Source organism: Pseudoalteromonas rubra (genome assembly GCF_001482385.1).
GTDB classification, from domain to species: Bacteria; Pseudomonadota; Gammaproteobacteria; order Enterobacterales; family Alteromonadaceae; genus Pseudoalteromonas; species Pseudoalteromonas ardens.
The window spans coordinates 2,574,577-2,586,523 of the sequence record NZ_CP013611.1 but is presented as its reverse complement, the minus strand read 5'-3'; the positions used below and the strand labels follow the sequence as shown (position 1 = coordinate 2,586,523).

Genomic DNA, 11,947 nt, shown 5'->3' with positions numbered 1-11,947 from the left:
CTAGTATTTTTTCAAAGATGACCGCGCTGGCCAACCAGCACGGTGCACTGAACTTGTCTCAGGGTTTTCCTGAATTTGATGCGCCAGAGCGCCTTAAACTGCGGTTGACTCAGCATGTACAAGCGGGGATGAACCAGTACGCGCCATCACCCGGGGTGCCGGCGCTACAGCAGCAGATAGCGGCTTTGGCAGAGCGCAAATATGGTGCGCAGATCCATGCCGAGGCTCAGGTCACAGTCACTGCCGGCGCCACAGAAGCCTTGTTTGTTGCCATTCAGACCCTGGTACGCCCGGGTGATGAAGTGATCGTGTTTGACCCGGCTTATGACTCTTACCACCCGGCGATAGAGCTGGCAGGTGGTACCAGCGTGCACATTGCCTTGCAGGCGCCTGATTACCAGGTTGACTGGCAGCAGGTTGCGGCAGCAATCACACCTCAAACTCGCGCTATTATTGTTAATACGCCACATAATCCGAGTGCGAAAACACTCAAAGCAGCAGATATGGCAGCGCTTAAGGCTCTGGTGATTGAACATGACCTATATGTGATCAGCGACGAAGTTTACGAGCACATTACCTTTGATGCGCAGCCACATTTGAGTGCGTTGCGCGACCCGGCGCTGGCAGCGCGTGCTATGGTGGTGGCCAGCTTTGGCAAAACCTTCCATTGTACTGGCTGGAAGCTGGGGTATTGCATCGCTCCAGAGGCGCTGAGCAAGGAGTTTCGTAAGATACATCAGTATGTGACCTTCTCCTGTTTTACGCCAGCGCAGCTGGCACTGGCAGACATGCTTAACGAAGAGCCGGAACATGTGGATGCGTTGGCCGATTTTTATCAGCACAAACGTGATCTGCTCATTGAGGCACTTAAACCCGGACGATTTACTATTTTGCCCAGTGAGGGGAGCTACTTCTTGCTGCTGGATTACAGTGCTATCTCGTCTCTGGATGATGTACGCTTTTGTGATTATCTGGTGGAAGAAGTCGGGGTGGCCGCAATTCCGCTTAGCGTATTTTATGCCGATGGCAGTACAGATAAAGTGATCCGCCTGTGTTTTGCCAAAGAAGACAACACCTTAGTGGAGGCCGCGAAGCGTTTATGTCAGCTTTAACAGTAGCTCTGGTTCAGCAGGCCATTGAGTGGCTGGCACCGCAGAACAATTTTGCTCAGCTGGAAAGGCAGTTGGGGACACAGCAGGCGCAACTCAGTGATTGCGATCTGATCATTTTGCCGGAAACCTTTGCAACCGGTTTTGCATTGGCTGAAGCGTGTGCAGAGCCGCCTGAACAGGGAGAAGCGCTGGCTTTTTTGCACCAGCTGACACAGCGCTGGCAGGCCGTCGTGGCGGGCAGTGTGTTGGTGGATCTGGGCGAAAAGAAAGCCAATCGTTTTTACTGGTGCTGGCCGGATGGCACCGTGCGCTATTATGACAAACGCCATTTATTCTGTCTGGGTAAAGAAGGGGATTATGTGCATGCGGGACAAGAGCGAGTCGTTGTTGAGGTAAAGGGATTTCGGATCTTACCTCAGGTATGCTATGACCTGCGTTTTCCGGTGTTCCAGCGTAACCGCAATGATTATGATGTGATGATCAATGTGGCTAACTGGCCTGCTGCACGACGTCGGATCTGGGATACATTATTGCAAGCCAGAGCAATTGAAAATCAGTGTTATGTGTTGGGTTGCAATCGTATTGGTGACGATGGCTATGGAACGGCGCACAACGGCGGTACCGCTGCTTATGATTTCACGGGTGCATTATTGGCTGATGCCCCGGATGACGCTGCCGATGTACTCATAGTTAGTCTGGAAAAGGCGCCACTGGATACCTTTAAACAGGGGTTTCCTGCCCACCTTGATGCCGATGCCTTCGTGCTACCCGTATTGGAAAAAGGACCGCGCGACGAATGAGTTCGTCGCGCTAAGTTAAAGCTGGCATACCTGCCGATACGACCTAAGATGCGTTGTAGCTGTGGATGAGCAGCTCCTGCTCAGGGGGAGCCAATGTTGCTTGCTGTTGCGAGGCAATCGAAAAATAGCCAAGCAACTCACGCATTGCATTCGCCTGCTCCGCCATTTGTCTGGCCGCAGCCATGGTTTCTTCCGTAATGGCTGAGTTTTCCTGAATTAAATCGGTCAGGCGCTGCACCACAATGTCCACCTCTTTGATGGACTGTTGTTGCGTAGTCGTCGACTGATTGATTTTCACTATATTTTGACTGACATCGGCAACAGCCTGCACTATCTGGTGCAGCTTATCGCCTGAGTTATTCGCCAGTTGAGTGCCTTGTTCCACTTTTTCGTTGCTGTTAGCAATGATCTCTTTAATTTGCTTTGCAGAGGCGGCACTGCGGCCCGCCAATTCACGCACTTCATTGGCAACCACAGCAAAACCCCGGCCATTTTCGCCGGCGCGGGCTGCCTCCACCGCAGCATTAAGGGCCAGCAAGTTGGTCTGGAATGCCAGCGCGTCGATCACCGATACGATTTCATTGATGTCTTTGCTGGCCCGATTCACTTCTCCTATGGCATCAACTGTGTCCTGCGATAAAGAGCCCCCTTCTTTGGCGATGGTCTCTGCATTGCTGGCCAATTCCACAGCAGTACCGGATTGTTGTGCAACCTGAGTCAGTTCTTCCAGCATATGGCCCGTGCTTGCGCTGGCCTCTTCCAGGTTGGAAGCTTGCTCTTCGGTGCGCTGGCTGATCTCGGTATTACTGGCGGCAATCTCGCCGGCACTCTGTGTAACCTGGCCGGCCGCATACTGGATCCCTTCAATTACTTCAGTCAACTTGGCAATGGTGGCATTCACGTCACGCTGTAGAGTCTCAAATACGCCTTCATAGTGACCGTTGATCTGCTCATTTAACTGCCCTTTAGCCAGTGCCCCGAGTACCCGGGTGACTTCATTGATGGCATCGGACACTGTGGTTGTTGAGGTATTCACGTCCTCTTTAAGTTGCAGTAACTGACCCTGCAGGTCGGATTCTATCTGGATGGTAAAATCACCCTGGCTCATGGCTGACATCACGCTGGCCAGCTCTTCAATGACACGACTGAGGTTATTGACTGAGTGATTGATATCGCCTTTGAGGGTGTCCAGCTGGCCCCGTAAGGGAGAGTTGATTGTGCGATCAAAGCGGCCACGGCTGATAGCCATCATCACAGATGAAATCTCACTGATGGCTTCATCAACACTGCTGACCGACACATTTATGTGCTCTTTCAACTCACCAAGCTGCCCCTGAGCAGGTGTTGATACTTCCTGTTTAAAGTCTCCTTCGCTGACCGCAGCCATGGTATGGCCAATGTCTTCGATAATGGCGGCAAGGTTCTCTACACTGGAATTCGTGTCTTCTTTAAGCTCTTCCAGTTGACCACGCAACGGCAATTCGAGACGCTTACTAAAGTCGCCCTGGCGCAATGCACTCATCATCGCTGCCAATCCATCTATGGCGCTGGCGACACTGCTCACGGAATTGTTGACGCTTACTTTGAGCTGCAGCAGGCTACCTTGTGCTTCTACCTGTACTTGTCCCCTAAAGTGGCCCTGCTCCATGTCCGACATCACGGTGACAATTTCCGTCATAGTGGTGTTGATTGAATGCATTGAGCTGTTGATGTGCTGTTTCAGGGTTGCCAGGTCACCAGACATGTCTGACTGCAACTGTTTATCAAATTGACCTTCCGACATGGCGTGGATCACCTGACCGATGTCGCTGAGCGCACTTTGCAGGCTCTGAGCACAATCATTGGTGGCACGTTTAAGGGTATCCAGCTCACCTTTACAGGGGGCACTGATCCGGTCATCAAAGCGACCGGCGGCCATACGGTCCATGACTCGGTTCGTTTCCGAAATAGACAATTGCAGTGCGTCCAGCAGTGAGTTGAACGCTTGTCCGCAGCGGCCAATTTCATCATTGGTATCAATTTTGGTACGAAGAGCAAAGTCGCCTTCCTGTTCTACCTGACGCATGGTATTGACCAGCGCATGAACCGGGCGGGTCAGGGTTCGGGCAAACCAGAATGCGGCCAGAATGATCATCAGCACACAGGCCGCCAGCACGATAAGCAGCTGAGTACGCAAAGTATTAATGGGGGCGAAGGCCTCGGCCTCATCAATTTCAGCCAGCAAGGCCCAACGTAAATTAAATACGTCTACAGATGTGTATGCTGACAACACAGGATTGCCATTGTAGTCCAGCACCACTTTTTGCCCTTGTTGCCCCTGCATGGCCAGCCTAAATGCTTCGGTATTCACTGTGCCTTTTTCAGGATGGCGAAATGAGGCAGTTACAGAATGATGAACCGGGTCTAGATAAGAATCTGAGCGCATCAGGCCTTCCGGGCCAACCAGGTAGGTTTCGCCGCTCTCACCCAATCCCTGACGTTCAGTCATGATGGTATTTAAGGCGTCAATGGAGAGTTGAAAGATCAGTGTGGCTGATACCTGACCATCGATGACCAAAGGCGCGGCAACAAAACTGGCCGGGGCATTGTAAGAAGGCAGGTATTGCTCGTAATCAACAAAGGCCATTTCTCCTTCTTTGGTTAGCTCGCGGGCTGCCAGAAATGCCTTGGCAAGGTTACTTTGTGCATAGGGGCCGTACAGTAACGAAGTGGCAAAATCGCTCTCTTTGTAAACCGAATAGATCACATTGCCATTCAGGTTATCGACGATAAAAATATCGTAGAACTCGTAAACATTGGCAATTTTTGTGAAAAATGCGTGGTATTGGCTATGTATTTCATCATACGCATCATCAACACCGCTGCTGGTCAGGTTCACTTTTTCGCCCAGAGGGTGAGGGTTCTCGGCCAGGTAGCGAGTCTGTAAAGTGATCCCCTGAGGAGATAATTCCGAGAGCAATATTGCGGGGGGGACAGCCTGCTCATTGAGTGATTTAAATTGGGGCGCAAACTGCTCACGGTAGAAGCGTGTCAGGCTGATGGGGGTGGCAACCGCATCCTCAACTTCGCCATAGGCGCGCATAAAATCTGTAGCCGCCTGTTGGACATAGGGATTGACAGCCAGCGATACCAGTTTGTCCTGGACGCCATTGAAATGGCGCTCAATGGCGCTTTCTTTAATTTCGCCTACCGCGCCCAGCTGGGCATAGACTTGCCGGCTCATTGCATCGGATGATTGTATCAGCGCCATGGCGATAATGATGGCGGTAGGGATCAGGGCGACCAGTAGAAAGGCCGAGATCAATTTTTGCGTCAGGTTAAGTGACTTAAAAAAGTGGCTGAGATCAGACATGCTCCCTGCTCCTTGTATTCGCTGATATACCCGTGAGGCAGGTCGAAAAAACTTAGGGTGACGGCCTCGTTAAGCAGTCATCATAGCATGCGCCTGACGACAGAGTATCCTATTCAGTGACACAGTTTAGAACAGTTCTCGACAATATCCAGCAAGCGGGTCGGGACAAGTGGGTGTATGTAAGGGCTTGTTGCCAGAAGATAAATGCTCAAATTAGGCATTTAGTGAAAAAAAAGCAGCCTTTCGGCTGCTTTATGAATGAAATGACCAGATATTAGTGTTTCCAGTGATATTTATGTGCTTTCTCTTCCATATAGGCTTCCGTCGCCGGATGCATTGGCGTCTTGGTGCCATTTTCGAAGAACAGCGGCTGGCGCTGCACATTATAGTTGCCGGTTTCATTCATGGTCGCGGCATCATAAATACGACCATTCAGTACTGTATAGGCAACTTTTTCTGATTCACGAATGTCATTCAGAACGTCACCGTCGATGATCACTAAGTCGGCAAGCTTACCTTTTTCAATGGTGCCGATATCATGGTCCATTGCCAGATATTTCGCACCGTCGATGGTACCACTGCGTAGCGCTTCCCAAGGTGTAAAGCCACCTTGTGCCATTGACCACAGCTCCCAGTGCGCACCCAGACCTTCACGCTGGCCATGTGCGCCAATGTGTACGGTTACGCCTTTGTCGCGCAACTGTTTGGCAGATTTCGCGGCATTGATGTGGTTGTAATGGTGCTCAGGTGCTTTTTCACGACGTACAGAGCGTGGATTCAGGATGTAGTCCGGAACAAAGCTTGCCAAACGTTCATTCTTCCACACATCTGTGGTGTCATAGAAATAGTCTTCCCCTTTGATACCGCCGTAGGCGACGTTAAAGGTGGGTGTAAAGCCCGCTTCAGTCTGACTCCACATTTGAGTGACGTCTGAATAAATGTTCGGGATTGGCAGGGCGTGTTCCAGGCCAGTGTGTCCATCAATGATCATATTCATGTTCTGCTGGAATTTAGAGCCGCCTTCTGGCACCACCATGATTTCCATTTGCTTTGCAGCTTCCAGGACTTGCTGGCGGGTATCACGACGAGGGTGGTTGTAGCTCTTGACCGTGATCGCACCGGCATCTTTGAGACGCTTAACGTGGAACTGAGCGTCTTCGAGATTGCTGATAGGGGTTTTATAGCCCGGCGCATTACCGGCATAGAGGATCCGGCCGACCGAGTAAATACGCGGTGCCACGGTCAGGCCGGCACGTTGTAATTCAGCCATGGAGAAGACTTCGTTAGAGTCATTCGATGGATCGTGAATGGTCGTTACACCAAAGCTGACATTCGACAGCTGGTTCCAGTTTTGCTCAGGTTGCAGATTGTAGCTGCCATAGCTGCCATGAGCGTGCGCATCGACCAGACCTGGGATCACCGTTTTGCCCGTGATGTCCATCACTTTGGCCTTGCTTGGGATCTCGATTTCACTGCGGGTACCCACTGCGATAATACGATTTTCTTCAATCAGCACCACCCCATCTTCGATGATCTCTTGTTGTTCATCCGCGTTGCGCATCGTGACGACTTTGCCGCCAACCAGGGCCAGGATGCCTTCAGGCTTGTCGGCCTTTTTCTCAAAGCTCAGGTCGATGCCTTCGGCAGTTAAAGGTGCAGCCTCGGCTACGGCCCCTTTCAAAAACGCAAAGGTGTCGGTCAGCTTACGCTGATATAAAGTCGGACCAAAGGCCCAGGTCAGTGCGCTGCTGTCCGCCTTCCAGTTCAGGAAGTCGCCAGAGTATTTAGAGACCTGTTGTACCGGGAATGATTTGGTGCCCTTGTTGATAGACAGGGTTTTACCTGTGCTAGTGAAAGGTGCAACGAAGGTGTTGAAGTTCTCGATGAAAGCAACATAGTTGCCATCTGGAGAGACACGATAATCAAAAATGTAGCCACCTTTGAAGTGTGAACGTTCTTTTTCACCACTAAGGTCGACTGATTTCAGTTCGCGATGGGTTTCATCGCTCATCACGCTGAAGTAGATGCGGTCTTTTTCCGCACCGAAGTGTGGGTTATCACCACGTTTAATGATGCGTTTGGCGTCGCCACCTTTGGTGCTGGTCAGGTAGATACCTGGTTCCATCGACCAATCACCGCTGAGCAGGTAGCCCCCGGTCACTTTGCGATACAGTACGTGTTTACCATCTGGCGAGAAACTTGGGTTGATGTAGTGACCTGGATCCTGAGTGATCACCCGGCCTTTACCCCCACTGGCTGAGACAATGCGCACGGCGCCTAAATCTTGATCGTCCCAGCTGGTATATACGATGTACTTACCATCGCGTGAGAAACTTGGGTAGAATTCAAAATGATCGTTCTGTTTGGTAACGCGACGTACCTTACCTGAAGCAATGTCTTTGGTGTACAGGTGGCCCAGCGCCTGGAACAGCGCGGTTTTACCGTCTGGTGAAATTTGTGACCAACGTGCCAGCTTGACCTTGAATGCATCCGGTGCGACATCAACGGCAAATTTCAATGCCGGGGTAATCTCTTTTTCAGCAACCACTCGGGTCGGGATTACATTGGCTTGTTTGCTTGCAATATCCACTTTATGGAAGACGCCAGCGGCCCAGAAAACCAGTGCTTTGCCGTCTGGTGTGTAAGCAAATGCCGGCGTATTACCCTGAGCGCCATTGGCTTCTTGCAGGTCACGGTCTAGTCCTGAGAAGATCTCTGTTTCGATACCTGATTTCAGATCTTTGATATACAAGGCGCTTTGCATCACCTCGCCATTCTCAATACGTTTTACGAACGCCAGAGATTTACCATCCGGGCTTGGTGTCGGGCGGATAGCGCCGCCAGAGCCTCGGATCACGGTTTCTTCTTCACCGGTGGCTAGATCCCAGGAGCGGATCTCAAACACGGAACCGAGTGCATTTTTGTTGTACTCCCAGCGTACACCCGCAGTGGCATCGACGGAGTAATACAGCTTTTTACCATCGGTTGAGAAAGCGGGCTCGGCGATATTCTTCTGTGATTTTGCACCGTGCAAACGGTCTCGCACGACCACGCCTTTACCGCCTGAAATGTGGTACATGCGGATTGAACCACCCGGGATCGTACGACCGGTCACCTGGCCTTGTTTGACTGCGATATACTGACCATCAGGCGACCAGGCTGGGTTATGCAGCAAATTGTGAGACTCATCAGAGACTTTACGCATGTTGTCGCCGTTGACGTCCATTACCCACAGGTTTTCAGCGCCTTCTCGGTCTGAAATAAAGGCGATTTTACTGCCATCCGGAGAGAACTTAGGCTGGAAGTTCCAGGCTCTGTCGCTGGTTATGGCCGTTGCTTTACCGCCATTAATAGGCATGACATAAATGTCACCCAGCATATCAAAGATAATGGATTTGCCATCGGGGCTGACGTCCAGGTTACTCCAGGTGGTTTCATTGGTGTCTATGGTAATGGTTTGCTTGTCACCCGGTGGATTAAGAACATTCCACTCTTTGCTGCTCGCCTCTTGTGCTTGATCTGTGGTGGCCGCCACGCTCGGCGTACTAAGGCCAATCATGGCCGCACCGATGGCAATGGCCAGCGATGATTTATGTAGTGTCATTTAAAAATTTCCTTCAGATTTCTTGTTATCTGGGCTGTTAGCTGCCCTGTGTCAGTTAGGATGACTAAATTTTCCAATAAAGTCGACATTGCGGCGATAAAAGTACCGCTTTGTGCGTTTGACTTTCGGTGCTTCACCTTAGCTGAGTGTTTGATGTCGAACGTATTGTAAATAGGCTTCCAGGCTCTGTTGCCATAAGACCATGGCATCGGCCAGCTCCTCGTCACAGCGCTTTTTATCCAGCAGCCTGCGTTCAATTTTCTTGAGTGTCAGGCCATAGCGATTAAAACCCAGTTGCAGCGCTGTGCTGGCCTGACGGTGCAGGAGTTTGATGCACTGTTGATCGTCCTCATCCAGTAACTGCTGAATGTGACGCAGTTTCGTACGGGCGGACAAAACAAATTCATTGTAAATGGATGATACTTCGTCTTCGCTGAAGCCGCTCAGGGAGCCCACTGCACTCTCGTCGTACAGGGTGTCGCTGAGTTCGACGCTGATGTCAGGGGTTTGCGCCTTTTGTGAGTTGCTAATGGCCTGACGTAGTTTATCTTGTTTAATCGGCTTGCCCACAACGTCACGGATCCCCAGTGCCAGGTACTCTTTAACCTCCTCGGGGCTCAGGCTGGCGGTAAAGGCTAAAAATGGGGTGCGGCGATTTTTATGCTCAATGTTCTTCAGTCGTTTGAGCACCTCCTGACCCGTTAAGTCTGGCAAGTTCATATCCAGCAGAACAACATCAAAGGCATGCTCAGTAAGTTGTTCTATGGCACTTTGACCGTCGTTGGCCAGTTTAATTCGGTGCTCATCAATGGCCATAAATTCGATGGCTATTTTGCGGTTCAGGTCGAGATCTTCCACCAAGAGAATATCCAGCCCGGTCGCGTAGTCGACATTGTGATGGCGCTTTTCGACCAGACTGAGTTCGCCGACCGTTAAGGTGAGATCAAAGCTGAAAGAACTGCCCTTATCCAGTTCACTGATGATCTCGAGCTGACTGCCCATTTTATCCAGCAGGCGTGCTGTGATCGCTAATCCGAGCCCGGTGCCGCCTTTGGTTTTACCGGCGCTGCTCTGGACATAGGGTTCGGTCAGTTTTTCGATGTCCTCTTCTTCAATGCCTGGGCCGGTGTCTATCACGCTGAAACGTACCCGGTGTTCCATATTGCCTTCTTTGATTAGTTCGACACAGACTTTTACTTCGCCTTGATCGGTAAATTTAATGGCGTTGCCAACCAGGTTCAGCAGGATCTGACGCAGCTTTTGCTGGTCGCAGTAGTAGCAAACCTGCTCTGGCATGTCGTACACCAGGGTAAAGGTCAGCCCGCGTTGCTCAGCCATGGGTGTCATCAGCAGGCACAGGTTGTTCAGCCAGCTCTTGAATTCAATGTCCTCGGCGGCCAGCACTTCGTCACTTTGCTCCAGACTGGCATAGTCGAGCACTTTATCGATCAGCAGGTTGAGTGATTCAGCGGAGTTAATAATGGCTTCGCAATAGGCTTTGCTGGCCTGATCCCCAATGCGGTTCAGTACCAGTTGCGCACTGCCCAGTATGCCGTTGAGTGGGGTACGGATCTCATGGCTGACGGTGGACAAAAACAGGCCGCGGATCTCAAGGTCCTGCTGTGCTTTTTCGGTCAACCGGTTGAGGTTATGTTCACGTCGCTCATTACATAAAATGGCCATGCCTGTAGCATAGAAAATGGGTGCCAATACGCCGTTGAAAAAGAGTGTAATGGTGAACCAGGGACTGTCTAGCAGGTTGCCATGGTGGATCTCTCCCATAAGTAAGGTGCGCCCGGTAAACACACATAAAATAAAGCTCAGCACGATGAGATAGACAATACTGCCGTTCGGGTACAGAGGATGGGCATGGCGGATAAAATAGTACAGCAACAGCAGGGCTTCGGCGATATGCTGAAGATCGGAGATAAGAATACGTTGTCTGAGGCCCGGCGCTACAGCACTGAAATAGACCAGGGCACAAAATAGCACCCCTGTGACTATCAGATAAAACTGAAAGGCTTTGTCGCGGACCCCGAGAAATTGGCTGATCGCCCAGCAATGCAGCACGGATGCCGCAAATAACAGGCCGTTTGCAATGCCTATGGTCTGCCACTGCTGGAAGTGGCTGTGCAGCGCAAAGCCGATAATGCCGGCAAACAACACCATAGGGTAAAAAATGTATAACACAGTGCCGGGAGTATCTTTATTGGCCCGCCATGTTAGATAATTTAGAAGGGTCATCATCGCCGTCATGACGACGCTGGTGACATACAGAGTTTTGGGATCCAGCATGGTGTGCCCTAGCAATCAATCGACTTTGCTAGCATAAAAGGAAGTGTGATGTCAGTAAAGCGGTAGACAGTGCCGGGGTTAACCCGACACTGTTACAGTAGAGAAGGCGGTTAGCGGATCTCGTCCGGGATATTTTGTTGTGCCCAGGACAATAATTCAATTCGATTCCGGCATTTCGTTTTTCTGAATGCACTATACAAGTGCGTCTTCACTGTATGTGGGCTGATGTTCAGATCTTCTGCAATCTCTTTGTTCTTTGACCCTTTACTCATTAGGGTAATAATGGCTTTTTCACGTTTTGTGAGTTTAACCGGCTCAATATCCCCTTCAGTCAATTTGTGTAGCGCATCTTTATTAAACTGCAACATACGGTTTAATGCATTACACATAATTTCGCGACGATACCAGAGCTGATCTTCCATCAGCAGGCGAATACCTTTCATCAGGACATCCGCATTATCTGTGGTGTAGAAGACACCGCGGATACCGCTGAGCAATGCGCGATTGGCTAGCTCAGGGTTTTCATCCAGGTTAAACAGGACAATGTCACAACTGACTTTCAGGTTGACCAGCTGTTCTTTCAGCTGACCCCAGGCGTCGTTGACGGCTGTTTCGATGAAGAGCAAACGAGTGTTCTCTGGTACATCTGAAATATCGGTCCCAGTGATTACGTCCAACCCCTGAGTTTTCAGCAATGGTTGTAATACATTGACGCCTATGGTGTTAATAGGCTCTTTGTCTAGCAATAAAAATGCAGTACTGCTCATGTGGAAAACACTCTCAT

Annotated in this window: 6 protein-coding genes; 2 read left to right on the top strand and 4 right to left on the bottom strand. The window is 50.6% G+C overall.

The window, feature by feature from the left end:
* Window positions 1–17 precede the first annotated feature (17 nt).
* Together AT705_RS11390 and AT705_RS11385 are read left to right on the top strand one after the other, a co-directional pair.
* Entirely contained in the window at window positions 18–1,112 is a 1,095-nt protein-coding gene (locus AT705_RS11390) for a methionine aminotransferase (RefSeq protein WP_058796666.1), read from the top strand.
* The gene (locus AT705_RS11385) at window positions 1,100–1,912 is read left to right on the top strand and encodes an amidohydrolase (protein WP_058796665.1); all 813 of its coding nucleotides are present in this window, start codon (window positions 1,100–1,102) and stop codon (window positions 1,910–1,912) included. The genes AT705_RS11390 and AT705_RS11385 overlap by 13 nt, the downstream gene beginning before the upstream one ends.
* A gap of 43 nt (window positions 1,913–1,955) precedes the next feature.
* Here AT705_RS11385 and AT705_RS11380 read toward each other — a convergent pair whose 3' ends face one another.
* The 4 genes from AT705_RS11380 to AT705_RS11365 all read right to left on the bottom strand — a co-directional run bounded on the left by AT705_RS11380 (window position 1,956) and on the right by AT705_RS11365 (window position 11,930).
* A complete protein-coding gene (locus AT705_RS11380) occupies window positions 1,956–5,264 on the bottom strand; it encodes a methyl-accepting chemotaxis protein (protein ID WP_058796664.1) in 3,309 nt (1,102 codons plus the stop codon).
* A gap of 274 nt (window positions 5,265–5,538) precedes the next feature.
* Entirely contained in the window at window positions 5,539–8,868 is a 3,330-nt protein-coding gene (locus AT705_RS11375; RefSeq protein ID WP_058796663.1) for an amidohydrolase family protein, read from the bottom strand.
* 138 nt (window positions 8,869–9,006) lie between these two features.
* Window positions 9,007–11,163 (bottom strand): ATP-binding protein, encoded by a 2,157-nt coding sequence (locus AT705_RS11370; protein WP_058796662.1) that lies wholly within the window; start codon window positions 11,161–11,163, stop codon window positions 9,007–9,009.
* Between the two features lie 110 nt (window positions 11,164–11,273).
* A complete protein-coding gene (locus tag AT705_RS11365; RefSeq protein ID WP_010385031.1) occupies window positions 11,274–11,930 on the bottom strand; it encodes a helix-turn-helix transcriptional regulator in 657 nt (218 codons plus the stop codon).
* Between the last annotated feature and the right edge of the window lie 17 nt (window positions 11,931–11,947).

What these genes read in the sequence shown, in the direction of transcription:
- AT705_RS11390 (WP_058796666.1), top strand. Translation starts at nt 18, where the DNA reads ATGACCGCGCTGGCCAACCAGCACGGTGCACTGAACTTGTCTCAGGGT.
- AT705_RS11385 (WP_058796665.1), top strand. Translation starts at nt 1,100, where the DNA reads ATGTCAGCTTTAACAGTAGCTCTGGTTCAGCAGGCCATTGAGTGGCTG.
- AT705_RS11380 (WP_058796664.1), bottom strand. Translation starts at nt 5,264, where the DNA reads ATGTCTGATCTCAGCCACTTTTTTAAGTCACTTAACCTGACGCAAAAA.
- AT705_RS11375 (WP_058796663.1), bottom strand. Translation starts at nt 8,868, where the DNA reads ATGACACTACATAAATCATCGCTGGCCATTGCCATCGGTGCGGCCATG.
- AT705_RS11370 (WP_058796662.1), bottom strand. Translation starts at nt 11,163, where the DNA reads ATGCTGGATCCCAAAACTCTGTATGTCACCAGCGTCGTCATGACGGCG.
- AT705_RS11365 (WP_010385031.1), bottom strand. Translation starts at nt 11,930, where the DNA reads ATGAGCAGTACTGCATTTTTATTGCTAGACAAAGAGCCTATTAACACC.